This is a genomic window from Aliivibrio friggae (genome assembly GCF_057368515.1).
Window position 1 is genome coordinate 2,482,151 of record NZ_CM170648.1, and the last position, 26,173, is coordinate 2,508,323.

Consider the following 26,173-nt stretch of genomic DNA (forward strand, 5'->3'; position numbering starts at 1 on the left):
AGGGCTGATGATTATGAATCATCAGCCCTTTTTTTAAGAGTTCTACTTTAGCTTCTTAAGCCGGTTCCCTTTGAGATTAAACGCAAAGCAATAGCATATAAAGCAAGAATGAAAATAGATAACACAGCAAAAGCGGTTCCAATTCCTACATCTGACACTCCTAAAAAGCCATAACGGAATGCGTTTACCATATAAACGATTGGGTTTAGCTTAGAAACCCCTTGCCAGAATTCAGGCAATAAATTAATCGAGTAAAACACGCCACCTAAATACGTTAATGGCGTTAAAATAAAGGTAGGGATAATACTAATGTCATCAAATGTTCTCGCGAACACCGCGTTAATTAATCCACCTAAAGAGAACACAATCGATGTCATTAATACTGTTAGCATAATGACACCAAGATGGGCTATTTGAATATCAACAAAAAATAGAGATACACAAGTAACCAAAGCACCCACTAATAAACCACGAACAACACCACCACCAACAAAACCAGCAATAATGATGTAGTTAGGCACAGGAGCAACTAATAGCTCTTCTATATTTTTTTGAAACTTGGCACTAAAGAATGAAGACGCGACATTAGAATAAGAGTTAGTGATAACAGACATCATGATCAAGCCTGGAACAATATATTCCATATAGCTAAAGCCACTCATTTCCCCAATGCGAGAACCAATCAAGTTACCAAAAATAATAAAATAAAGAGTCATTGTGATCGCAGGTGGTACTAGGGTTTGTACCCAAATACGAGTAAATCGATTTATCTCTTTAGATATAAGGCTTTTAAATGCCGTCCAATATAAGTTCATCATTATTTAGCTTCTCCACTACGGACGATACTGACAAATAGCTCTTCTAATCTATTCGCTTTATTTCTCATAGAAAGTACGTTAACGCCTTGATGATTTAGTTGCTCAAAAAGATAATTTAATCCTTGAGATTTATCGATTTCAACCTCTATAGAGCCTTCTTTACTGCTTGTCACTTTCGCGCCTTCCAGTTGAGGAATAGGACTACCTTCCGCTAAATCTAAAATAAAGGTCTCTACTTGAAGTTTATTAAGCAGCAGTTTCATTGAGGTATTTTCAATGACTTCACCTTTATTAATAATACCGATATTCCGACATAGCATTTCTGCTTCTTCAAGATAATGCGTAGTAAGAATAATAGTGACGCCTTGTTCGTTGATCTGCTTTAAAAATTCCCACATAGAACGACGCAGTTCAATATCAACACCGGCGGTTGGTTCATCAAGAATTAATAGCTTTGGCTCATGCATTAATGCGCGAGCAATCATTAAACGACGTTTCATGCCACCAGATAAATTACGTGCTCGCTCATCTTTCTTACCCCAAAGATCAAGCTGCGATAAGTATTTTTTAGCTCGTTCTTTAGCAAGAGTTCGAGATACACCGTAATAACCAGCTTGTTGGATAACTATCTGCTGCACGGTTTCAAATGGATTAAAATTAAACTCTTGAGGTACTAATCCAATCTGTTGCTTTGCTTGAACCAGGTGAGTATCGATATCATAACCAAACACCTTAACTCGGCCAGAGGTTTTATTCACAAGTGAACTGATAACGCCAATCGTCGTTGATTTACCCGCTCCATTTGGTCCTAACAAGGCATAAAAATCACCTTGTTCAACCGTTAAATCTACGCCCTTTAGAGCTTCAAAGCCCCCAGCATAGGTTTTTCTTAATTGTTCTATTTCTAATGCGTACATATATTTACCCAGCACCTAGATTAAGCATCTATTAATAACAACTAGCTTATCGTTGAATGACGATTAAAGCAAATTTGAAAAACAGTAAGCCAATAAAAAACCGCAGAGTTTGTCACTCTGCGGCTTAACTTATACCTATTGAATTAATGAGTTACTCTTCACTAGGCGAAACGTATTTAATCGCAGACTTAAGTGCCTCATAACGAAATTTAAACGTATTCTCATCAGGAACTAAGTCCGTCACATGAAACTTCTCTAGTTGCTCTCTTGTTTGCTTATTTGGGCACAGTAAATACACTTTACAATTGGCATCCAATGCATCATTAATCGCATTCTCTAACGCTAATCCTACCGTGACATCAATCATAGGGACATCGGTTAAATCTAGAATCATCACTTCATAATCAGAAATACTTGTATGCTGACGAGAGATCGCTTTTGAGACACTGAAGATCATTGGGCCAGATAAGTAGAAGAACAACACTTTTCCATTCGCTTTATCCAACAAACCTCTTTCACTCTCAGTAAGAGGCACGTCATCTTCATCAGCATCACTAATCGCTTTGACTTGGCGAGCTTGCTCACGACTTAAACGTTCAATAATAATGATATTTGAAATAAAGACACCAAGACCAACCGCGACAATTAGATCAACAAACACAGTCAATAACATTACGCCATACATAATGGCCATGCCCTGAACGCTCACTTTATGCGCGCGTTGAATAAAACTCCAATCAAGAATATTAAAACCAACATAAACAGCAATACCGGCAAGTACCGCCATAGGGATAGGTTCTGTCAGTCCTCCAGCGACTAATACCACTAGAGCTAATACTGCAGCTCTAAACACACCAGACAAAGGCGATCGCGCCCCCACTTGAATATTCGTTACCGTTCCCATAGTGGCACCCGCACCAGGTAGCGCACCAAATAGACCCGAGATCATATTTGCCAACCCTTGGCCTCTAAGCTCTTTGTCTGAGTCATGCTCTTTACGTGTTAAGGAATCTCCGATAACCGCTGTTAATAGTGTATCAATACAACCTAATGTACCTAGTACCAATGCGTCGATTACCATTGTCATAAACATATCGCTATTAATCGTAGGAATAACGATAGAAGGTAAACCTGCGGGGATCTCTCCAATCCGGCGAATAGAGTCCATATCAAAAATGATGACAGAAATGAGGGTTACCGCCACTAAAGCAACTAATTGCGCTGGCACATATTTACGATAATGTTGGGGAAAAAGAAACAGAACAGCCAGAGTCAGTAAGCCCAGAAATAGTTCTTTAATATCTAGGTTACTCAACGTATCAGGTAAGGCGCTGAGCGTGCCTATTACGCCCCCAGATGGTGCAGCATGGCCCAGTAAAGGTGAGAGCTGCAAGATAATAAGAATAACGCCAATCCCAGACATAAAGCCTGAAATAACACTGTAAGGCATTAAGGTAATGTATTTACCTAGTTTTAATGTACCCAATAGAATTTGAAAAGCTCCGGCCATCATCACAACGGTAAAGGTCATTGCAATTCCAGTCTCAGGGTATTTAGCAACCATACTCGTTAAGACCGCGGTCATAATGACCGTCATTGGCCCGGTAGGCTCAGAGATAAGTGTTGAAGAACCACCAAATAGGGAAGCGAACAGCCCTACCATGATAGCTCCCCAAAGACCCGCTTCTGCCCCTGCTCCCGAAGCAACACCAAAGGCTAATGCTAAGGGTAGTGATATGATGGCTGTTGTTACCCCACCAAAAAGATCACCTTTTAAATTTATGTTTTCAAATCGTTGCCCAAACACCGTTAGCTCCTTGCTATACACATTGACTTCATTAATTTAACAAATGTTATTCTTCTCTCATAACAGTTAATTAGAACTAATCACTTCTGCTTATGTCTTATCTATCTAGTTCATGTTTCAAATCCTACTTTTAAAAGCATCTACTCGTCAGATGAGTACTTTTAACGCTAATTTTTAGCAGATTGAAATTGTAACATTGTGTATAGTAAATAGACCTGTTGACGTTTTTAACAGAAAGAAGTTTAGGGAATACCCTACCTTCTTATGCATTTAAGGGATGAAAAATTTAAAATGCCAGAAATTAAAGAGCTTTTTGAAAACAATTCTAAATGGGCAAAATCAATTAAAGCGGGACGCCCTGAATACTTTTCTCAGCTTGAGGAAGGGCAAAATCCTGGGTTTTTATGGATTGGTTGCTCTGACAGTCGAGTTCCTGCTGAACGTTTAACAGGGCTTCATTCAGGCGAATTATTTGTTCACCGTAATGTCGCCAATCAAGTTATTCATACCGACTTAAATTGCTTATCCGTATTACAATATGCCGTCGACGTATTAAAAATCAAACATATCATCGTTTGCGGCCATTACGGTTGTGGTGGTGTAAATGCTGCCATTGATAACCCCCCATTAGGGTTAATCAATAACTGGCTGCTGCACATTCGTGATTTATACCTAAAGCATCGTACTGTATTTGGTAGTTTACCTCGTGAGAAATGGGGCGATAAATTATGTGAAATCAATGTCGCAGAACAAGTATATAACGTAGGTAATTCAACCGTAATGCAAACCGCGTGGGAGCGAGGACAAGACGTTCAAGTTCACGGCGTTGTTTATGGTATGGGTGATGGTGTTTTAAATAATCTTGGTGTTAAAGGCCACAGCCGAGAATCATTAGAGATCTCATATCAAGCCGCAATGTCTGTTATAACACAGACTACTGGTGAAAAATAAAAGGGCAATAACACCCCTTTATTATAAAAATATAGCCAGAGAAAAATTCACCTCTACTTTCTCTGGCTTAATATTACGTTGCTATTCTCAAACGGACGAGTCGACGAAGATGACGAATTTGGCGTTCAGTCTTGATTGCCGGAACCTCAAGATCACTGATTGTTCGACCATCAATATGCAAACCAATATCTTTAAGTAGATATTCATTTCCCCATGGGATCTCATACTGAACTTTACGTACTTTCCGCTTCCATTCGCGCTCTTCTCGAGCAAAATCGGCTTTAATTAATAAAGTAGCTAAACGTAGATATAGTGAATGACGCATAATATTTCTCCAATAGATTAAGCTGAGAAATAGAGCGACTAATAGTATAAAGATAGGAAGTTCCCTTCTTAGGTAGCCGCAATATTCGCAGCCAAAGAAGGTTACGAATTAATTAATCGTTTCGATCGTTAATGGGTGTAAACGACATAGTGGTGGCGCAACACATTTTGTATGAATGAATAACTGTCATGTTGACCTCCTAAAACTTAAAATTAATTCTTTAAATGGGTAAGTTGTAAAATTTATTTACGGTTAAATTGTAACCACTACAGGTTAATAATCAAGCACAAATATGCAACATAAAAAAAACAAAATAAAAACCCAGTAACACTCGAACTAGATCGCCATACACTACGTAGAAATATTAGATTTATAATATAACACCGAACTTTAAGCTATATTACATAAGTGATAGATATAACAATAATAAAAAAGCCGAAGGCACAAATGCATCTTCGACTTTTTATATTTAAAATAACCTAGTTACTTTAAATTACTGTAATTCAATATTGATATTACTCTTGTGGTACCACTTTACCAATATAAGGTAAATTACGGTATTTTTGAGCGTAATCAATACCCACACCCACAACGAATTCATCAGGTATAGAAAAACCAATCCAATCCACTTTAACATCAACTTCACGTCGAGAAGGCTTATCAAGCAGTGTACAAATCGTAATTGAGTTTGGCTCACGAATAGATAAGATTTCACATACCTTGCTTAGTGTATTACCCGTATCGATAATGTCTTCCACTAATAAGATGTCTTTGCCTTTTATATCATCATCAAGATCTTTCAAAATACGAACATCACGCGTACTTTCCATACTGTTGCCATAACTTGATGCTGTCATGAAATCAACGGTCATTGGTGCTTCAATAGCGCGAGCTAAATCGGCCATAAATACAAACGAACCGCGTAGTAAACCAACCATAACTAGACCATCAGACTCTTTATAGTGTTCTGCAATCTGCTGCCCTAATTCTTTAACGCGTTGGCTAACCTCTTGCTCAGAGATCATTACTTCTACTGTATGTTTCATACCATCTCACTTAATTCATTGAACCTACCGACGGTAGGGTTTAGACCTATACAGTTTACAACAAAAACTACAAATAAAATGCGTTCAATTACAAAAGTTTTTTATACTACTTTGTGATTAACTCACAATACTTTATAAAACAGATACTGTTAAAATAAGTTTATACGGTAAATAATTGCAATTTCTAAAAATAACCTTTAACTCCGTCATATTTTTAATTGATTTGGTGAATAGTTGTTGAATATATAAGCAGCCTTATGTAAGGTTATTGAGAATAATAATAATAAAACCCTATAAAAAATAATAATTTGTTGGCAAGGATATAATAAAATGGATACGATCCAAAAAAGGCCTAGAACAAGGCTATCTCCAGAAAAGCGTAAAGAACAACTGCTTGATATTGCAATCGAGGTATTTTCACAACGTGGTATTGGCCGTGGCGGTCATGCTGATGTTGCAGAAATCGCGCAAGTATCGGTCGCAACGGTTTTTAATTACTTCCCAACAAGAGAAGATCTTGTTGATGATGTATTGAATAAAGTTGAAGAGCAGTTCCACCAATTTGTACAAAACTCAATTTCTCTAGAACTTGATGTCCGTACAAACCTTAACACCCTTTTAATGAACATTATTGATTCAGTTCATTCTGACAATAAATGGATTAAAGTTTGGTTTGAATGGAGTACATCAACACGCGAAGAAGTGTGGCCTTTATTCTTAAGTACTCATGTGAATAATCAAAAGATCATTCGTACTATGTTTGCTGAAGGTATTGAGCGAAATGAAGTATGTAACGATCATACTCCTGAGAACTTAGCAAAAATGCTTCATGGCATTTGTTACTCCGTTTTCATTCAAGCGAATCGAAGTAATTCTCCTGAAGAGTTAGAAGAAACGGCAAATTGTTTCTTAAACATGCTGTGTATTTATAAATAATATTCAGAATAAAATTCAGGAAGTGATAATAAAAAAAACCGCTGATTAATCAGCGGTTTTTTTATATTTAAACTCTAATGGTTTGAGAGAAAATTATTTTTTTCTCTTAACTGCTTTTGCATTTGGAAGGTCTGTAATAGAACCTTCATAGATTTCAGCAGCCATACCAATTGATTCGTGCAATGTTGGGTGAGCATGGATAGTTAGTGCGATATCTTCTGCATCACAACCCATTTCGATTGCAAGACCAATTTCACCAAGAAGTTCACCAGCATTAGTACCAACAATAGCACCACCGATAACACGGTTAGTGTCTTTATCAAAAAGAAGCTTAGTTAGACCATCAGCACAATCTGAAGCGATTGCACGACCTGATGCAGCCCAAGGGAAGCTTGCAGCTTCGTAGTTAATGCCTTCAGCTTTTGCTTCTTTCTCAGTTTTACCAACCCACGCGACTTCTGGTTCAGTATAAGCAATTGAAGGAATAACTTTAGGGTCGAAGTAGTGCTTCTTACCAGAAATAACTTCAGCAGCTACGTGACCTTCATGCACACCTTTGTGAGCAAGCATAGGTTGACCTACGATATCACCAATAGCGTGGATATGAGGTACGTTAGTACGCATTTGCTTATCAACATTAATGAAACCACGTTCATCAACAGCAACACCCGCTTTCTCAGCGTCTAGTAAACTACCGTTTGGAACACGACCGATTGCAACAAGAACAGCATCATAGCGCTCAGCTTCTGCTGGTGCTTTTTTGCCTTCCATTGAAACGTAGATACCATCTTCTTTCGCTTCAACTGCTGTCACTTTCGTTTCAAGCATTAGGTTAAACTTGTTTTTGATACGCTTAGTATAAACCTTAACGATATCTTTATCTGCCGCAGGGATAACTTGGTCAAACATCTCAACAACGTCAACTTGAGAACCCAGAGCATGATAAACCGTACCCATTTCTAGACCGATGATACCACCGCCCATAATAAGCAGTTTCTTAGGAACTTCTTTAAGCTCAAGCGCATCCGTTGAATCCCAAATACGTGGGTCTTCATGTGGAATGAACGGTAGCTTAATTGGACGAGAACCAGCAGCAACAATCGCATTATCAAAGTTGATTGTTGTGTTGCCATCTTCACCAGTTACTTCAATAGTATTTGCGCCAGTAAATTTACCAAGGCCATTTACTACTGTTACTTTACGCATCTTAGCCATACCGCCAAGACCGCCAGTCAGTTGAGTAACTACTTTTTCTTTCCATAAACGGATCTTATCGATGTCCGTTTGAGGCTCACCAAATACGATGCCGTGATCTGCCATCGCTTTTGCTTCTTCAATAACTTTAGCTACGTGAAGTAATGCTTTTGATGGGATACAACCAACGTTTAAACATACGCCACCAAGTGTGTTGTAACGTTCAACGATAACTGTTTCTAAACCTAAATCTGCACAACGGAATGCTGCAGAGTAACCAGCAGGACCGGCACCAAGTACCACAACTTGGGCTTTAATTTCTTTGCTCATTTTGACCTCGTTATAGTCATTTCCCTAACAGGCTGACCGATGTTCTAGTATTGTTTTCAGACTGACTTTATTTTACATATATGTTAACAGTGTGAAAGCAAGATGGGGTTAGCCTGTGAGCTAGACAACAATTCACGTTAATACACTTCATATGAAAAGTATGTAAGACCCGTAAATTGTATTTAATTCTAAAAACTGAAGTTAACCTTCAATTTATGAAGCAATAAGGCGGCTTATTTGCCACCTTATTGTTTATTTCAATTACCGCTAATTACAGTACTAAACGACGAATGTCTGATAATGCACTGTTTAAGAAAGTAATGAAACGAGCGCCTTCTGCACCATCAATCACACGGTGATCGTAAGATAGAGACAGAGGAAGCTGTAGGCGTGGAGCGAACTCTTTGCCATTCCAAACTGGTTTAATTTCAGATTTAGATACACCTAAGATACCTACTTCTGGAGCATTTACGATTGGTGTAAATGCTGTGCCACCGATACCGCCAAGGCTTGAGATTGTGAAACAACCGCCTTGCATATCAGAAGCCATTAATTTACCAGCACGTGCTTTCTTAGAAATAGCCATTAGCTCTTCAGATAGCTCGTAAATGCCTTTTTTGTTCACGTCTTTAAATACAGGAACAACAAGACCGTTTGGCGTATCAACAGCGATACCTACGTTTACATACTTCTTAAGGATGATGCTTTCGCCGTCATCAGATAAAGAAGAGTTAAACGATGGGAATGCTTCAAGTGCTTTCGCAACTGCTTTCATGATGAACACAAGTGGCGTGATCTTCATACCAGTATCATTTTTCGCTTCGATTGCATTCTGCTCTTTACGGAATGCTTCTAGCTCAGTGATATCAGCGTTGTCCCACTGTGTAACGTGCGGGATCATTACCCAGTTACGGTGCAGGTTAGCACCAGAAATTTTCTTAATCTTAGAAAGTTTCTTAACTTCTGTTTCACCAAACTTGCTGAAATCAATTTTTGGCCATGGAAGTAAACCAAGAGCTGAACCGTCACCGCCTTTACCTGATGCAGCAGCACCAGATTCAAGACGCTTAAGTGCATCTTTAACAAAGCTTTGAACATCTTCTTTTAAGATACGGTCTTTACGGCCAGTACCTTTAACTTTAGCAAGGTTTACACCAAACTCACGAGCTAGACGGCGAACAACTGGAGACGCGTGTGCGTATTCGTTGTTTGCTTCAAATTCACCCGTAGCTGCTGGAGCAGAAGCCGCTGCAACTGCTGCAGGAGCTGCTTGTGCAACTGGTGCTGCTGTCGCTTGTGCAGCAACTGGTGCTGCACCTTCAACAACAAATGTCATGATTAGAGAGCCAGTTGATACTTTATCGCCAGCTGCAATCTTAATCTCTTTGATAGTACCAGCAAAAGGAGCTGGTACTTCCATTGATGCTTTGTCGCCTTCAACAGTAATTAGAGATTGCTCTTCTTCTACTGTATCGCCAACAGCAACCATGATTTCAGTTACTTCAACTTCATCACCGCCGATATCTGGAACGTTTACTTCTTTCTCAGCAGATACTGCTGGAGCCGCTGCAACTGGTGCTGCCGCCGCTTGAGGAGCAGCTACTGGAGCAGAACCTGCAACTTCAAAGATCATAACTAAAGAGCCAGTTGACACTGAATCACCAGAAGCGATTTTGATTTCTTTAACTGTACCAGCGAATGGTGCAGGAACTTCCATTGAAGCTTTGTCGCCTTCAACAGTTAAAAGAGATTGCTCTTCTTCTACTGTATCGCCAACAGAAACCATGATTTCAGTTACTTCAACTTCATCACCGCCGATATCTGGAACATGAACTTCTTTAAGCTCAGCAACAGATGCCGCAGCAGGAGCAGCTACTGGAGCCGCTTCAACTACTGGAGCTGCAGGTGCAGCAGCACCCTCAGCTTCAAAGATCATGATTAGAGAACCAGTTGTTACTGAATCGCCTTCAGAAATTTTAATTTCTTTAACGATACCCGCTTGAGACGCAGGAACTTCCATTGAAGCTTTATCGCCTTCAACAGTGATCAGTGACTGCTCTTCTTCAACTCGGTCACCGACCTTAACTAGAATCTCAGTTACTTCAACCTCATCTGCACCGATGTCAGGTACATTAATTTCGATTGTCATTGTTTTCTACCTTATGCGTATTGCGGGTTAGTTTTTTCAGTATCGATATTGAATTTAGCAATTGCTTCTGCAACAACTGATTTCTCAATATCACCACGTTTCACAAGTTCAGTTAGAGCAGCAACAACTACGTAGCCTGCGTTAACTTCGAAGTGACGACGTAGGTTCTCACGGCTGTCTGAACGACCAAAGCCATCAGTACCAAGTACTTTGTATGATTCAGTTGGCATAAATGCACGTACTTGCTCAGCGTAGTTCTTCATGTAATCTGTCGCAGCGATTGCTGGTTCGTTACCAAGAACAGTTGTTATGTACGGTACTTTAGCTTCTGCTTCTGGGTGTAGCATGTTGTAACGCTCTGCATCTTGACCATCACGAGTTAGCTCGTTGAAAGAAGTAACAGAGAATATGTCCGACGCTACGCCGTAATCTTCACTTAGGATCTGTGCTGCCTTACGTACTTCGTTCATGATAGTACCAGAGCTCATTAACTGAACTTTAGCTTTAGAACCAGCATGAGACTCAAGCTTGTAGATACCTTTACGGATGCCTTCTTCAGCGCCTTCAGGCATTGCTGGCATTGCGTAGTTTTCGTTCATTACTGTTAAGTAGTAGTAAACGTTTTCTTGGTTCTCACCGTACATGCGACGAATACCGTCTTGCATGATTACCGCTAGCTCGTAAGCAAACGTTGGGTCATAAGAAATACAGTTAGGAACTGTGTTTGCCATGATGTGAGAGTGACCATCTTCGTGTTGTAGACCTTCACCGTTTAGCGTTGTACGACCAGCAGTAGCACCTAATAGGAAGCCACGTGCTTGTTGGTCACCCGCTAACCATGCCATGTCACCAATACGTTGGAAACCGAACATTGAGTAGTAGATGTAGAATGGGATCATTGGTAGATCGTTGGTGCTGTATGATGTTGCAGCAGCAACCCAAGACGCCATTGAGCCTAATTCGTTGATACCTTCTTGAAGAACTTGACCAGAAGTTGCTTCTTTGTAGTAAGAAACAATACCTTTATCTTCAGGAGTGTAATCTTGACCGTGTGGGTTGTAGATACCAACCTGACGGAATAGACCTTCCATACCGAATGTACGCGCTTCATCACAAATGATAGGAACGATGTTCTTACCAATGTTCTTATCTTTAAGTAAGATATTTAGTGTACGTACGTAAGCCATTGTTGTTGAGATATCACGCTTTTGCTCACCTAATAGAGGGGCAAATGCATCAAGCTCAGGCACTTTGAATTCTTGAGTAAATTTAGGCAGACGCTTAGGTGTGTAACCGTGTAGCGCATCACGACGAGCGTGTAAGTAGTTGTACTCAGCAGAACCTTCTTCTAGTTTAAGATAAGGAAGCTCTTTGATTTTTTCATCAGAAAGAATGTCTTCTAGACCTAAACGATCACGTAGGTGTTGAACATGAGTCATGTCCATTTTCTTAACACCGTGTGCAATGTTCTTACCTTCAGCAGCATCGCCCATGCCGTAACCTTTAACAGTTTTAGCTAGGATAACTGTTGGCTTACCGCCTGTTTCTTTTGCATTGTTGAATGCAGCGAACAGTTTAGATGAATCATGACCACCGCGCTTAAGAGCGAAGATTTCGTCATCAGTCATATCAGCAACAAGTGCTGCAGTCTCAGGGTATTTACCAAAGAAGTTCTCACGAACGTAAGCGCCATCTTTAGATTTGAATGTTTGGTAGTCACCATCGATAGTTTCGTTCATTAACTGAAGAAGTTTACCAGTCGTGTCTTTAGCAAGTAGTGAATCCCAGTTGCTACCCCAAATAACTTTAACAACATTCCAACCAGCACCTTTAAATAGGCCTTCTAGTTCTTGAATGATACTACCGTTACCCATAACAGGGCCGTCTAGACGCTGTAGGTTACAGTTGATTAGGAAACATAAGTTGTCCAGTTTTTCACGAGCAGCGAAAGAGATCGCACCGCGTGATTCTGGCTCATCCATCTCACCATCACCTAGGAAAGCGTATACACGCTGAGCGCCAGTCTCTTTCATGCCACGGCCTTCAAGGTACTTAAGGAAGCGCGCTTGATAGATAGCAGAAATAGGACCAAGACCCATAGATACTGTAGGGAACTGCCAGAATTCAGGCATCAGTTTAGGGTGAGGGTAAGAAGGAATACCTTTACCATCAACTTCTTGACGGAAGTTATCTAGTTGCTCTTCAGTTAAACGACCTTCAACGAAAGCACGAGAGTAGATACCAGGAGAGATGTGACCTTGGTAATAAACTAAATCACCACCGTCCGTCTCATTCGGAGCACGGAAGAAATGGTTAAAACATACTTCGTAGAATGCAGCTGCAGATTGGTAAGACGCCATGTGGCCACCAAGATCCAAATCTTTCTTCGAAGCACGTAGAACGATCATGATTGCGTTCCAACGAATAATTGAACGGATACGACGCTCAAGAGTAACATCACCTGGGTACGCAGGTTCTTGCGTTACAGGGATGGTATTGATGTAGTTAGTATTGATGCCAGTTGGCATATCAACACCATCTAAACGAGCTTTATCAAGAACTTGCTCTAATAGATACTGGGCGCGTTCAACACCCTCTTCACGTACAACTGACTCAAGAGCTTCTAACCAATCTTGAGTTTCTAGTGCATCAACGTCATGCTTCATGTCAGACATGCGAGCTATCCTTTTATTTGTTGGTTCAAATAGGGTGACAATGAAATGAATCGAATTAATCCATATCATTACTTTGTTGAATTCGACGAAGCGAGCACTCTCTGCGGCTCTCTTCTTTTGTCAATTCCAACAATGTTTCTTCAATATAGGCTAAATGAGAATGAGAGGCCAAACGTGCCTTTTCAGGCTCTCCTGACACTATCGCTTCTACCATTTCAGCTCTATGTGCTCTCACCTTTTCCACCACCGCATCACGGCGATTTAATAAGGTAAAGTTTTGTAATACATTTTGTTCAAGCAAGGGTTCTAAACTACGGACCATGTGTAGTAATACCACATTGTGCGCCGATTCAGTCACCGTGATAAGACAGTTCATAACCGCAGAAGCTTCTGCTTTTAAATCACCGTCTTGTTGTGCTTGTTGGATTAACTTATGTGACTCTTTAATCCGTTTAAAATCTTCGTCGTTACCACGTAAAGCAGCGTAATAAGCAGAAATGCCTTCTAACGCATGGCGTGATTCAAGTAAATCAAATTGAGTTTCAGGATGCGTTGCTAATAAATCTAGCAAAGGCTCTGAAAAACTTTGCCATAAACCTTTATTAACAAACGTTCCACCACCTTGGCGACGAGTTAATAGGTGCTTTGCCTCTAAACGTTGTATCGCTTCTCGTACTGATGGACGGGAAACATCAAACTGTTTTGCTAACTCTCTTTCTGCTGGTAATTTTTGCCCAGGAGAAAGGGTTCCTTCTAAAATCAGCCGTTCAAGCTCTTGCTCGATTACATCGGACAACTTCGGCTGACGTATCCTTTGATATGTCATCGTAGCTCAACCCAATTTAAGTTGATTACTTCCCACATTACCGTGAGTCATTCGTCACTTTAAATAATTGGTATTACCAATTTTATTTGAGGTGCAATTTATCATTAAAAAAGGGAATTTGTCTAGGTAAAAGTTGATTTGAATCATGGAATGGAGTCTCTTTATATTGTTAATTAACAATATATAAACATAACAAACACAATTGGTCAGACCAATTTTTATTTATATTAAATACTAATGTGCCAAATTTAAGAAATTCAGTCATATAGACTTTAAAGCTAACCTCTTAATTTATGGTATTTTTCCCAGTCAAATGACAACCCTGGATCTGTCTTTCTTAACGGCGCAATGTACTGGTGGCCAGTGATACGCTGATCAACAATCAATGGGTAAGTATCTTGTAGCACGTTTGTTACAGCAGCCAAACTATCATATTGGTCTTGAGTATAGGCTGTAAAATCAGTCCCTTCCAACTCAATACCAATACTATAATCATTACATCGAGCACGCCCTGCAAATGATGACATTCCAGCATGCCAAGCTCTAGCATTAAAAGGAACAAACTGTATGACAGTACCATCCCGACGGATCAAGCAGTGGGCTGATACTCTGAATTTATGAATCACTTTAAAAAATGGATGAGCGGTAGGATCCAATGTGCCAGTAAACAATTGTTCGATATAAGGCCCACCAAATTGCCCCGGTGGTAAACTAATATTGTGAACAACAAGCAGAGAAATATCTTCATCATCAGGACGCTCGTCATAGAACGGTGACACTAAGTGTCTTGCTTCATTAAGCCAATGATCTGTTGATAAAGTGAATTTCATCATCTATTCCTCTATGAATTAAAGTAACTTGTGTAACTTACGTATATCTTATGATGAAATTCTGCTCTAGCGCGAGTATTATTGTCGCCATAAACTTATTTCAAATCATTCAATGGACCTCACCATGATCAAAACCCATGATAGCGCCTCTCGTCTTGAATATTTAAAGCAACAACTTCCTACAGAAATCACTCGTGCCGTTTCAGATACACTACGTGAGGATTTAGGTGGAACACTAGATGTAAGTACTGACATAACAGCAAGTTTAATCGCTGAAGATACTCAATCTGTTGCAACAATCATCACGCGTGAACATGGTGTATTTTGTGGAAAGATGTGGGCCGACGAAGTCTTTAAACAGCTAGGTGGTACCGTTGCTATCGAATGGCACGTTCAAGATGGTGACAAAGTAGAGCCAAACCAAACGCTTTGCACCTTAACAGGCCCATCACGCACACTATTAACCGGTGAGCGTAATGCGATGAACTTCATTCAAACACTCTCTGGTTGTTCTACCATCACAGCAATTTACGCTGAAAAAATTGCACACACCAAATGTCGTCTACTTGATACTCGCAAAACCATTCCGGGTTTACGCAGTGCATTAAAATATGCCGTAGCTTGTGGCGGTGGTTTCAATCACCGTATTGGTGTGTTTGATGCTTATCTAATTAAAGAAAATCACATTATTGCCTGTGGCGGTATTGAAAAAGCGATTTCTACAGCCAAAGAACTTAACCCAGGAAAGCCTGTTGAAGTAGAAACAGAAAGCCTAGAAGAGCTACAACAAGCGATTGACGCTGGTGCTGACATTATTATGTTAGATAACTTCACTACCGATATGATGCGTGAAGCTGTAAAACTAAATGCTGGTCGCGCCGCATTAGAAAACTCAGGTAATGTCACTTTAGATACTATTGCAGAATTTGCTGAAACTGGAGTTGATTACATCTCTGTTGGTGCATTAACTAAGCATCTAAACGCAATGGATTTATCAATGCGCTTTAAATAAGTCATTTAAGCGAATGCTAACATTTCAAAGGGCTGGTTCTTCATCAGCCTTTTTTGTATCTATACATAAGCTTCAATTCAAATACCTCGATACTCTCCACAAATTCCGCCTCTCATTCTTCTTTTTTCTTCACTCGCTTAATAATAAGAATTGCGACTCATACTAGATAAGAAAAGTTATCTTCTTGAAGTGAACCGTAATTGAAATCCATCACTATCATTCACTTACATGAAACCTTCTAGCAACTCGAAAGCTCATTGCTTATCTCTTCTTTCTCTCTAATTTCCTTCTATGCTTCTCTTACTGAATGAACATGATAAATAGTAAAGGAGAAGATAATGAAAGAGCGTCAAAGGCAAAGAGGTTTTACCCTGATAGAGTTAATGATCGTCGTTGCCATTATTGGTGTGTTATCAGGCGTAGCTGTCCCGGCCTATAAAAATTATGTCGCTAAAAGTGAAGTCATAGCAGGATTAGCAACAATGAAAGCACTATTAGCCCCTGCTGAATTAATCTATCAGGAGAAAGGAAAGCTAGCATCAGGAACAAACTTAAATGATTTGGGTATCACAGGTACATCAAATAAACTTGGCACTATATCTATCTCAGCAGATAACAAAATCAAATTCCTTTTTAATGCTGAAAGCGCAATTAAAGATGCATATTTAACTTTTGAAAAAACAGATACCGGGTGGGCATGTCAAATAGTCTCTGGTGGCGTGAGCTCTTTTCCTTCTATTGATGGTTGTTCATAGTCAATGCATACCAATCTAGCCTCAATCCTACGTCAAGCTGAGCTAATCAGTTTGACGCAAGAAAGTGCCATCATAGAATTAATCCAAGCAAAAACACATACAGTGACTTCTGCACTTTTGACTCAAGGCATATTTAGCTCTAATGAATTACTTGATCATCTTGCACGTATTTTTGGTCTGGAGAGTGTTGATATCACTCAGCATAATTATACCGAGACATGCCAAAAGCTAGGGCTGCGAGAACTAATCATCCAATACCAAGCCCTTCCTATTTGTCATGACAACAACACGATTCGTTTAGCGATTTCAGATCCAAGCATTAGCCACATTGAAGAGGATTTTCGTTTTACTAGTGGAAAACAGATCGACATTGTTCTAGCAGATCAAGAACAGATCAACGCAGCAATTCGCCGAGTTTATGGCTGCACACTTTCTGAAAACGCTGCGCAATATAAAGAGATCACTCAAGACGAGCTTGCTTCTCTTGTCGAACTCTCTTCAGATGAAATCGAATTAACGGAGGATCTCAGTAAAGACGATGCTCCAGTCTCTCGCTTTATTAATCAAATCTTAATTGAAGCGGTTCGAAAAGGAGCATCCGATATTCATTTTGAACCCTATGAAGACAGCTATCGAGTTCGCTTTCGTTGCGATGGGATCTTAATAGAAAATAGCACCCCGTCCTCTCACTTGAGTCGACGTCTTTCTGCTCGTTTAAAGATAATGGCAAAACTTGATATAGCAGAGCGTCGCCTGCCTCAAGATGGCCGAATCAAACTCAAGTTAAATAATGACACCGCCGTTGATATGCGCGTTTCTTCTTTACCGACATTGTGGGGTGAAAAAGTAGTCTTGCGTTTATTAGATAGCAGCTCTGCATATTTAGATATCAATCAACTCGGCTACAGTAAAAAGCAACAACAACTCTACCTCTCTGCACTAAAACGCCCCCAAGGGATGATTCTAATGACGGGGCCGACAGGCAGTGGAAAAACAGTTTCCCTTTACTCTGGGCTCAATATTTTAAATACCCCAGATAAAAACATATCTACCGCTGAAGATCCCGTAGAGATAAACCTTACTGGCATTAATCAAGTCCAAGTAAATCCCAAAATAGGGTTTGATTTTTCTCATGCATTACGCTCATTCTTACGACAGGATCCTGATGTCGTGATGGTAGGTGAAATTCGAGATCTTGAGACCGCTGAAATCGCAATCAAAGCCGCCCAAACAGGGCATTTAGTGCTTTCAACGCTTCATACTAATTCAGCCGCAGAGTCCATTGTTCGTTTAGCTAATATGGGGATAGAGCAATTCAATCTTGCTTCATCTCTAAGCTTAATCATTGCACAACGTTTAGTAAGAAAACTGTGCCCACATTGTAAACACGTTGACCCTCTCAGCTCAGGTATCAGAAATAAGTATGCCATCAAATTAGAAAGTACCCTTTTTAAAGCCAACCAAAATGGCTGCAACAAATGCACTCATGGCTATTCAGGCCGCATTGGGATTTATGAAGTCATGCCTTTTAGCAAAGAATTATCCGCCGCTATTTTAAAAAGAGCCTCAGCTAATGAAATAGAGGAACTTGCCATTAAACAAGGGATGGATAGCTTAGCAACCTCAGGAATTCATCGATTAGAAGATGGAACAACAAGCTTACAAGAACTCACTCGAGTGCTCTATTTCTAACACTTTAATGGCACCAGACTATGCAGAACTCAGTAAATAAAGCCAACTTCCCTCGCTTAACACGTTTCTACTGGAGGGGCCTTAATCAGAAAGGTCAGAACGTTTCCGGCACACTATTGGTATTGAATGAGCAAGAAGTTAGAGCAAAACTAAGCACACAACAAATACGAATAAAGAAAATAAAAAAACGCCATATTTCTAGCATGGAAAGAATAAAGCATTCGATAAAAGGTAAGGACATCACTCTATTAACGCGTCAGTTAGCAACGATACTAAATGCGGGAGTACCGTTAGTTCAATCTTTGCAGCTTATCGCAGAAAGTAATCCCAAAGCAGAAATGAAATCTATATTAAATCAAATAATTTTATCCGTAGAATCAGGAGAGCCTCTTTCCAAGGCCATGCTAAGAAGTAGCCCTTTCTTTGATCCCTTTTATATTGATATGCTTGCTACTGGAGAGGAAACAGGATGCTTGCCCCAAACCTTTAAGCGTTTAGCGTCTTATAGAGAAAAAAGCGAACAATTAAGATCGAAAGTCATCAAAGCGATGATTTACCCAACCATGGTTTTACTTGTTTCCATTATCGTGGCCATTTTAATGCTTACTCTCGTCATTCCTGAATTTGAAAATATCTTTAGTGGCTTTGGCGCTGAACTTCCTTGGTTTACCCAGCAAATAATTCAAGCATCATATCTATTACAGCACTATGGCCTATGGATATTGATCCTAATGATCATCGGCAGTTTTATTTTTAAGTCTGTTCATAGGCGATCTTATACGCTGCAACTGATACTCAGTAAAAACAGTCTACGCATTCCGATTATTGGTTCTATTTTATCCAAAGCGGCTATCGCAAAATTTAGCCGTACTTTAGCAACCAGTTTTAGCTCAGGATTACCTATTTTACACAGCTTACAAACCACCAGTAAAACCGCAGGAAACCTATACTATCAACAAGCAATTTTTTTAGTGCAACAAAGCACGGCGGCAGGAATGCCTCTTTATCTTGCTATGCGTCATTCTCAAGCTTTCCCCGAGATGGTACTTCAGATGATTATGATTGGTGAAGAGTCAGGACAACTTGACGATATGCTCAATAAAATAGCGCTGATCTATGAAGAAGATATTGATAATACGGTAGATAATTTAGGCAAGTTATTAGAACCATTAATCATCATTTTCCTAGGTGGTATGATTGGTGGGTTGGTCGTTGCTATGTATCTTCCTATCTTTAATTTAATGAGTGTAATAGGATAAAATTCTGATACCATCTCTGTACTTATGCTCTTCTAATACTGGACGCTTTTTACATGGCTGTTTTTGATTACTATCCTTGGCTCTTCCCACTCTTTGCTACACTATTTGGTTTATTAGTCGGTAGCTTTCTTAATGTCGTGATCTATCGCCTTCCTATCATGATGGAAAAAGAGTGGAAAAAAGAGTGCATTGACTGTTTTCCTGATTTAGAACCAAAGAATAAAACAGCTAAGAAAGAAGAAGTCTTCAACCTTAGCGTGCCTCGTTCTCGCTGTCCGAAATGCAACACTCAAATTAAATTTTATGACAATATTCCAGTTATTAGCTGGTTGCTCTTAAAAGGAAAGTGCCGTCAATGCAGTAATCCTATTAGCTTTAGATACCCTGCTATTGAGCTTTTATCCGGCGCGATGTGTTTTGCCGTCTCTTACTTACTTCCCTTCTCATACTTTGCTGTCGCCGCCATCCTATTTACCTTAGTTCTCATCGCACTAACCTTTATCGATATTGATACGATGTTGTTACCCGATCAAATTACCTTACCATTAGTATGGTCTGGTATTTATTTGGCTTTAGTTGGATGGAGCCCTGTTAGCTTGATTGACTCTGTTATTGGTGCAATGGCTGGCTATCTTATTCTGTGGTCTATTTATTGGGGCTTTAAGTTATTAACCGGTAAAGAAGGCATGGGGTATGGTGATTTTAAATTACTGGCTGCCATTGGCGCTTGGTTAGGTTGGCAACAGCTGCCCTTAGTGGTTTTACTCTCTTCCGTTGTCGGTGCCATTATCGGCATTGCGATGTTAAGTGCACAAAAAAAAGGCTTTGATAAAGCGATCCCTTTTGGTCCGTATTTAGCCATAGCTGGCTGGATCTGCCTATTGTGGGGACAACAAATTGGCCAATGGTATTTCACTACAATTTTAGGTTTCCCACTATGAGTTATGTTGTCGCAATTACTGGCGGGATAGGCAGTGGAAAAACCACTGTTGCTGATACTTTTCAGAAAAACCATGCTATCGATATTGTGGATGCAGATATCATTGCTCGTGATGTTGTAAAACCTAATACAAAAGGCTTAACCTCTATCGCTGAACATTTTGGTCATTCCATTCTATTACCTAATGGAACTCTAAATCGAGCAGAGCTTCGACAACGCATTTTTTCAAACACCAATGAAAAAACATGGCTTAATAATTTACTTCATCCATTGATCCGTGAAGAGATGCAGCATCAACTGTCATTATCCACATCACCTTACGCACTGCTTGTTGTTCCACTTTTAGTTGAAAATCAGCTGCAATACCTAGCAAATAGAGTCCTTGTTGTTGATGTTTTGGAGCAAACTCAAATTAATCGTACCATTACCCGTGATAAAGTAGATACTGAACAAGTTAAAGCTATTCTTGCTTCGCAAGCCTCACGAGAAGAGCGACTGGCACTTGCTGATGACATAATTAAGAATGATCTCAATATTTGCGATCTCGATAATGAAATAGCTCTGCTACATAATAAATATCTGTTATTGTCTCAGGCATCTATAAATAAAGAGAATCAATAAAGACTATGAATGGATTGGGTATGCAAAAATTTGAACACCCTTTAAATGAAAGGACTCGAATTTATTTACGAATAGAATCCCTATTTCGTAAGCTTGGGCATTCTGCTGATTTAACTCAACCATTTGAGTATCAGGTATTCTTTAGTTCTCTTTTTAATATGCTCGATATTTTAGAGCAAGTTCAGGTGAAGGCCGATTTAGGCAAAGATCTAGAAAAGCTGCGTTTACAATATCGCGCTTGGATGGATATCGAAGGAGTTGACCAATCGGCTTTACTTTCTGTTTTAGAGCAAATTAGTCAAGTGCATTATAATCTAATGCAAACCACTCGACCGGGTCACTCTTTAAAAGAAGATCGCTTTCTATCTGCATTAAAACAACGATTTTTTATTCCTGGTGGCGATTGCTGCTTTGATTTACCCGCATTGCACCATTGGTTACACCTCCCTTTAGAAGTTCGATGCCGTAATACTCATAATTGGATGTCTCAGCTACTTTCGTTATCAGACGCCTTATCATTGTGGCTACGACTAACGCGAGAAACCGCTCGTTTTGAACCTCAAATTGCCCGTAATGGATTTATGCAAAGTGAAATGGAGAATTCCAATTTATTGCGCCTAGAGATCCCTATTGAGCAAGGAGTTTATCCAATGATCTCTGGGCATAAAAGTCGTTTTGCGTTACGCTTTATGTCTTTCGAAACCAACAAGAATTGTGAAAAAGACATTGAGTTTACGCTTGCTGTCTGTTGAGGAATCCATGTCAGAATCAAATAATATCCAACTAACTACGGTAAAATGTCCAACTTGCCAAGCTCCAGTTATCTGGAACGAAGAGAGTCAATTTCGTCCATTCTGTAGTAAAAAATGCCAAATGATTGATTTTGGTGAGTGGGCTGATGAAGAAAAATCCATTGCTGGCGCTCCTGATATGTCAGATTCAGATGGCTGGTCTGAAGACCAATATTAATTCGATATTATCTGCTCCAATAAAATTCAAAAAAAGCGATCATTTATGATCGCTTTTTTTATGTTCACAGACCACAGCATCAGACTAACTAAAGCATTTAAGTACTTGATTTAAAATAGGCACATTTGCTTCAGGGAATTCATAAGAAGCGAGTTCTAAAATAGGAACCCATAACCCTTGTTGTCCTTCCTTTCCATAAGGTTCACCTGCAAACTGAGTAACGGTGAAAAAATCAAAATAGAGAGATTTATCAGGGTAGTCATAATTTAACGACTCGAAAATGGTTAACTCCGTAGTTTCAATGCCAATCTCTTCATATAACTCTCTGATTAACGCCTGCTCTGCACTTTCCTCTTGCTCTACTTTCCCACCAGGAAATTCCCAGAATCCGCCCTTATGTGCTTTATCTGGGCGCTTAGTAATAAATACTTGGCTCTTATCTGCATTTAAAATAATGGCAGCAACTATATGTAATCGTTTCATTTATGGCCTTTATATCAATGATATACCTATAAAAAAGCCGCTAAAAATAGCGGCTTTCGATTATGAATCAACAGTGTATATCAACTAGATTTTACCGTGACACTGTTTGTATTTTTTACCTGAGCCACAAGGACAAACTTCATTACGCCCTACTTTTCGCTCATCGCGAACCATTGGTGTATGAGCTTCTTCTGCCGTTTCACCATCGTCTAATTGGCTTTCAGCATTTTGATGCTGCAGCTTCTGACGACGAGTCATTTCTTCCGCTTGTTGACGACGTTGCTCTTCCATGCGCTCAACATCTTCTTGTTGTTGTACACGCACTTTACTTAAAATTGAAATTACATCAAATTTTAACGTATCAAGTAAGCCTTCAAACAACTCAAACGATTCACGCTTGTATTCTTGTTTCGGGTTCTTCTGAGCATAACCACGTAAATGGATACCTTGACGAAGATGATCCATCGCCGCTAAGTGCTCTTTCCACAAACCATCAAGTGTTTGTAGCATAACTGCTTTTTCAAAGTTACGCAGAACTGATTCACCAACAGACTCTTCTTTATCTTTATAAACTTGAATCGCAGTTTCAATCACTTTTTCACGTAGATTATCTTCATGAAGTTTATCATCGCTATCTAACCACTCTTGAATTGGAATATCCAAATCAAAATCAGCACGTAGACGTGTTGTTAATCCTTCAACATCCCACATTTCTTCTAATGACTGTGCAGGAATATATTGACCAAATAGCCCTTCAAGGACATCTTGACGGTTATAAGCAATCATCTCGCTAATATCATCAACATTCATCAGCTCATCACGTAGCTCATAAACGACTTTACGTTGATCATTGGCAACATCATCGTATTCAAGCAATTGCTTACGAATATCGAAGTTACGACCTTCAACTTTACGTTGTGCATTTTCAATCGCTTTTGTTACCCAAGGATGTTCAATTGCTTCACCTTCTTCCATGCCTAACTTCTTCATCATGTTAGATACACGATCCGAAGCAAAGATACGCATTAGAGCATCTTCCATTGATAGGTAAAAGCGTGAAGAACCCGCATCACCTTGACGACCAGCACGACCACGTAATTGGTTATCGATACGACGAGACTCATGACGCTCTGTACCAATAATATGAAGACCACCAGCGGCAAGTACTGCATCGTGAGCTTCTTTCCATTTAGCTTTCGCTTCTTGGATTTGTGCATCAGTAGGTTCGTTTATTTTAGCAAGCTCTGCCTGCCAGCTACCACCAAGAACGATATCCGTACCACGGCCTGCCATGTTAGTAGCAATAGTTACCGCACTTGTTGTACCTGCATTCGCAACGATGTCTGCTTCTTTTTCATGGAATTTAGCATTAAGTACGTTGTGCTTAATTTTTGCTTTTTTCAATGCATTTGAAAGCAGTTCTGATTTTTCAATCGAAACGGTACCAACCAATACTGGCTGACCACGTTCAGAACAGCCTTTAATGTCTTCAATGATAGCTGCAAATTTTTCTGCTTCTGTCATGTAGACTAAATCACCCATATCATTACGAGTCATTGGACGGTTAGTTGGAATTACTACCGTATCAAGACCATAAATAGATTGGAATTCAAAAGCTTCCGTATCAGCAGTACCCGTCATACCTGACAGTTTGTCATATAGACGGAAGAAGTTTTGGAAAGTGATTGATGCTAATGTTTGGTTTTCGTTCTGAATTTTAACACCTTCTTTTGCTTCAACAGCTTGGTGTAGACCTTCAGACCAACGACGACCTGGCATTGTACGACCAGTATGCTCATCAACAATGATAACTTCATCGTCTTTTACAATGTAGTCCACGTCTTTTTCAAACAATACATGTGCACGTAATGCTGCATTGATGTGATGAAGTAAGCTGATGTTAGCTGGAGAATACAAGGTATCATCCGCTTCCATTAAGCCTTCATCTTTTAATAGCTGTTCAACAAACTCTTGACCGTTTTCAGTCAGGTGCGTTTGTTTTCCTTTTTCATCTAATGTGTAGTGACCTTCACCGCGATACTCTTCACTGTCTTCTTCATCTTGTTTCACAAGTTGAGGGATCAGTGTATTAATTCGCGTATAAAGCGCAGAGCTATCTTCCGCAGGACCAGAAATGATAAGAGGGGTACGAGCTTCATCGATTAAGATTGAATCCACTTCATCGATTACTGCGAAATAGCGTTCACGTTGAACACGATCTTCAGCACGGAAAGCCATGTTGTCACGTAGATAGTCAAAACCAAATTCGTTATTTGTGCCATATAAAATATCGCATAAATACGCTTGTTTTTTCTCTTGAGGTGGCATGTTTGGCACGTTGATACCAACAGTCATGCCTAAGAATTCAAATAACTCTCGGTTAGTTTCAGCATCACGCTTTGCAAGGTAGTCATTCACCGTTACGACGTGAACGCCTTTACCTGTTAATGCATTTAAATAACATGGCAGCGTTGCTGTTAATGTTTTACCTTCACCAGTGCGCATTTCTGCAATTTGGCTATCGTTCAGAACCATGCCGCCAATCATTTGAACGTCAAAGTGGCGCATACCATACAGACGCTTAGATGCTTCACGTACCGTCGCAAACGCTTCTGGCAGTAAACTATCTAAATCTTCACCTTGCTCTAAACGTGCACGGAACTCGATTGTTTTCGCTTTTAATTCTTCGTCTTGTAATGATTCGAATTGTGGTTCGAGTTTATTAATTTGATCTACGATTTTACGTAGCTTACGTAATGTACGATCATTACGGCTACCGATAACTTTTGTTAGAATTTTAGAAAACATGATTCCGTTGCTTCTCTTATCTCTATGATCATTTCTGATCGGTTTATCTGAAATGTGAATCAATCACCTAGAGAAATTACTCTAAGAAAAAAACTTCTTTATATACTTATCTTATGGGGATTCGACTTTGATTTTTCAAGGCCTATCATGATAGTTGTGTTGCTAGTCATCATAAGTAATAATTAGGAAAGTATAAGCGATAATGTAAAGCAATCCTAAGCTAAATCCGTAGAGTTTGATTTCAATTCTGAAAAATTCAGATCTAATTGGCATTTATGACTTTTTCTTTGGTGTTAGCCTATTAAATAGCACTCTATATATGAGAATTACTAACGATGCGAGACCACAGACCCCAGCCTGCGAATGATTTTTTTAATAATACTCGCTTTAAAGATATTCAAGAAAAGGCGATTATTCTATCTAAATTATCGCATGTACTAAAAGATGCGTTACCCGCGGGTTGTGAAGATCATTGCCGCGTGGCAAATTACCGCCAAGGATCTTTAGTGATCGAAGTCTCGGGTAGCGTTTGGGCAACACGAATAAACTATGAAAGATTAGCCATATTATCTGCTTTTCGCCGCCATGGATTACCTGGATTATCGAATCTAGAAATTAAAATCAATCCGGATCTTGCTCGATCTTTTGTTGGTGAAAAGCCGGCGGTGTACAAAACTGAAAAACAAGCAAAGCGAGAATTATCGGCAGCAGCAGCAAGTGCTTTGGAAATGGTCGCAGAGACTGCATCACCAAAACTTAAAAAGAGATTAGAGAGCTTAGCTGCATTAGCAAATAAGAAATAAGAAATAAGAAATAAGAAATATTACAGA

The 26,173-nt window shown here is 39.6% G+C and carries 23 protein-coding genes; 11 read left to right on the forward strand and 12 right to left on the reverse strand.

Annotated elements, in window-relative coordinates; genetic code table 11:
• Nucleotides 1-47: 47 nt before the first annotated feature.
• The 3 genes from AC2INI_RS11470 to AC2INI_RS11480 form a co-directional block, all read right to left on the reverse strand.
• The gene (locus AC2INI_RS11470) at nucleotides 48-818 is read right to left on the reverse strand and encodes an ABC transporter permease (protein WP_061005759.1); all 771 of its coding nucleotides are present in this window, start codon (nucleotides 816-818) and stop codon (nucleotides 48-50) included.
• The gene (locus tag AC2INI_RS11475) at nucleotides 818-1,735 is read right to left on the reverse strand and encodes an ABC transporter ATP-binding protein (protein ID WP_486304876.1); all 918 of its coding nucleotides are present in this window, start codon (nucleotides 1,733-1,735) and stop codon (nucleotides 818-820) included. Before AC2INI_RS11475 ends, AC2INI_RS11470 begins: the two co-directional genes overlap by 1 nt.
• A 151-nt stretch (nucleotides 1,736-1,886) precedes the next feature.
• Nucleotides 1,887-3,542 carry a SulP family inorganic anion transporter gene (locus AC2INI_RS11480; protein ID WP_122033644.1) on the reverse strand — a complete coding sequence of 552 codons (1,656 nt, stop codon included), beginning with the start codon at nucleotides 3,540-3,542 and terminating at the stop codon, nucleotides 1,887-1,889.
• Nucleotides 3,543-3,833: 291 nt separating this feature from the next.
• Between AC2INI_RS11480 and can the strand changes: the two genes are divergently transcribed.
• Nucleotides 3,834-4,493, forward strand: coding sequence for a carbonate dehydratase (gene can / locus AC2INI_RS11485; protein ID WP_162922495.1), 660 nt, complete (start codon nucleotides 3,834-3,836; stop codon nucleotides 4,491-4,493).
• A 73-nt stretch (nucleotides 4,494-4,566) separates the two neighbouring features.
• On the opposite strand, the gene AC2INI_RS11490 is transcribed toward can, so the two are convergent.
• Both AC2INI_RS11490 and hpt read right to left on the reverse strand, forming a co-directional pair.
• A complete protein-coding gene (locus AC2INI_RS11490; protein WP_122033646.1) occupies nucleotides 4,567-4,818 on the reverse strand; it encodes a DUF1127 domain-containing protein in 252 nt (83 codons plus the stop codon).
• Between the two features lie 515 nt (nucleotides 4,819-5,333).
• A complete protein-coding gene (hpt, locus tag AC2INI_RS11495; RefSeq protein ID WP_122033647.1) occupies nucleotides 5,334-5,864 on the reverse strand; it encodes a hypoxanthine phosphoribosyltransferase in 531 nt (176 codons plus the stop codon).
• A 330-nt stretch (nucleotides 5,865-6,194) separates the two neighbouring features.
• On the opposite strand from hpt, the gene AC2INI_RS11500 reads away from it, so the two are divergent.
• Nucleotides 6,195-6,800, forward strand: a complete 606-nt coding sequence (locus AC2INI_RS11500; protein ID WP_122033648.1) for a TetR/AcrR family transcriptional regulator — start codon at nucleotides 6,195-6,197, stop codon at nucleotides 6,798-6,800.
• Between the two features lie 93 nt (nucleotides 6,801-6,893).
• Here AC2INI_RS11500 and lpdA read toward each other — a convergent pair whose 3' ends face one another.
• The 5 genes from lpdA to ampD all read right to left on the reverse strand — a co-directional run bounded on the left by lpdA (nucleotide 6,894) and on the right by ampD (nucleotide 14,804).
• On the reverse strand, nucleotides 6,894-8,324 hold the full coding sequence (lpdA, locus tag AC2INI_RS11505; RefSeq protein ID WP_060994114.1) for a dihydrolipoyl dehydrogenase: 1,431 nt from the start codon (nucleotides 8,322-8,324) through the stop codon (nucleotides 6,894-6,896).
• A gap of 271 nt (nucleotides 8,325-8,595) precedes the next feature.
• On the reverse strand, nucleotides 8,596-10,473 hold the full coding sequence (gene aceF / locus AC2INI_RS11510) for a pyruvate dehydrogenase complex dihydrolipoyllysine-residue acetyltransferase (RefSeq protein WP_486304877.1): 1,878 nt from the start codon (nucleotides 10,471-10,473) through the stop codon (nucleotides 8,596-8,598).
• 11 nt (nucleotides 10,474-10,484) lie between these two features.
• Entirely contained in the window at nucleotides 10,485-13,148 is a 2,664-nt protein-coding gene (aceE, locus tag AC2INI_RS11515; RefSeq protein ID WP_061030632.1) for a pyruvate dehydrogenase (acetyl-transferring), homodimeric type, read from the reverse strand.
• A gap of 55 nt (nucleotides 13,149-13,203) precedes the next feature.
• A complete protein-coding gene (gene pdhR / locus AC2INI_RS11520; RefSeq protein WP_122033651.1) occupies nucleotides 13,204-13,974 on the reverse strand; it encodes a pyruvate dehydrogenase complex transcriptional repressor PdhR in 771 nt (256 codons plus the stop codon).
• Nucleotides 13,975-14,252: 278 nt separating this feature from the next.
• A complete protein-coding gene (gene ampD / locus AC2INI_RS11525; RefSeq protein ID WP_122033849.1) occupies nucleotides 14,253-14,804 on the reverse strand; it encodes a 1,6-anhydro-N-acetylmuramyl-L-alanine amidase AmpD in 552 nt (183 codons plus the stop codon).
• Nucleotides 14,805-14,928: 124 nt separating this feature from the next.
• Between ampD and nadC the strand changes: the two genes are divergently transcribed.
• From nadC to yacG, 8 genes are all read left to right on the forward strand, one after another.
• Entirely contained in the window at nucleotides 14,929-15,816 is an 888-nt protein-coding gene (gene nadC, locus AC2INI_RS11530) for a carboxylating nicotinate-nucleotide diphosphorylase (RefSeq protein WP_162922496.1), read from the forward strand.
• 338 nt (nucleotides 15,817-16,154) lie between these two features.
• On the forward strand, nucleotides 16,155-16,571 hold the full coding sequence (locus AC2INI_RS11535) for a pilin (RefSeq protein ID WP_122033653.1): 417 nt from the start codon (nucleotides 16,155-16,157) through the stop codon (nucleotides 16,569-16,571).
• Nucleotides 16,572-16,574: 3 nt separating this feature from the next.
• Entirely contained in the window at nucleotides 16,575-18,263 is a 1,689-nt protein-coding gene (gene pilB, locus AC2INI_RS11540; RefSeq protein ID WP_486304878.1) for a type IV-A pilus assembly ATPase PilB, read from the forward strand.
• A 20-nt stretch (nucleotides 18,264-18,283) separates the two neighbouring features.
• A complete protein-coding gene (locus AC2INI_RS11545; protein ID WP_486304879.1) occupies nucleotides 18,284-19,522 on the forward strand; it encodes a type II secretion system F family protein in 1,239 nt (412 codons plus the stop codon).
• Nucleotides 19,523-19,575: 53 nt separating this feature from the next.
• Nucleotides 19,576-20,463 carry a prepilin peptidase gene (locus AC2INI_RS11550; protein WP_486304880.1) on the forward strand — a complete coding sequence of 296 codons (888 nt, stop codon included), beginning with the start codon at nucleotides 19,576-19,578 and terminating at the stop codon, nucleotides 20,461-20,463.
• Nucleotides 20,460-21,083, forward strand: a complete 624-nt coding sequence (coaE, locus tag AC2INI_RS11555; RefSeq protein ID WP_122033657.1) for a dephospho-CoA kinase — start codon at nucleotides 20,460-20,462, stop codon at nucleotides 21,081-21,083. The genes AC2INI_RS11550 and coaE overlap by 4 nt, the downstream gene beginning before the upstream one ends.
• A 5-nt stretch (nucleotides 21,084-21,088) precedes the next feature.
• Nucleotides 21,089-21,835 carry a cell division protein ZapD gene (gene zapD / locus AC2INI_RS11560; RefSeq protein ID WP_122033658.1) on the forward strand — a complete coding sequence of 249 codons (747 nt, stop codon included), beginning with the start codon at nucleotides 21,089-21,091 and terminating at the stop codon, nucleotides 21,833-21,835.
• A 7-nt stretch (nucleotides 21,836-21,842) separates the two neighbouring features.
• On the forward strand, nucleotides 21,843-22,052 hold the full coding sequence (gene yacG / locus AC2INI_RS11565) for a DNA gyrase inhibitor YacG (RefSeq protein ID WP_486304881.1): 210 nt from the start codon (nucleotides 21,843-21,845) through the stop codon (nucleotides 22,050-22,052).
• An 84-nt stretch (nucleotides 22,053-22,136) separates the two neighbouring features.
• Here yacG and mutT read toward each other — a convergent pair whose 3' ends face one another.
• Nucleotides 22,137-22,535 (reverse strand): 8-oxo-dGTP diphosphatase MutT, encoded by a 399-nt coding sequence (mutT, locus tag AC2INI_RS11570; RefSeq protein WP_122033660.1) that lies wholly within the window; start codon nucleotides 22,533-22,535, stop codon nucleotides 22,137-22,139.
• Nucleotides 22,536-22,619: 84 nt separating this feature from the next.
• The gene (secA, locus tag AC2INI_RS11575) at nucleotides 22,620-25,343 is read right to left on the reverse strand and encodes a preprotein translocase subunit SecA (protein ID WP_122033661.1); all 2,724 of its coding nucleotides are present in this window, start codon (nucleotides 25,341-25,343) and stop codon (nucleotides 22,620-22,622) included.
• Between the two features lie 335 nt (nucleotides 25,344-25,678).
• Between secA and AC2INI_RS11580 the strand changes: the two genes are divergently transcribed.
• Entirely contained in the window at nucleotides 25,679-26,146 is a 468-nt protein-coding gene (locus AC2INI_RS11580) for a DUF721 domain-containing protein (RefSeq protein WP_122033662.1), read from the forward strand.
• The last annotated feature ends 27 nt before the right edge of the window (nucleotides 26,147-26,173 follow it).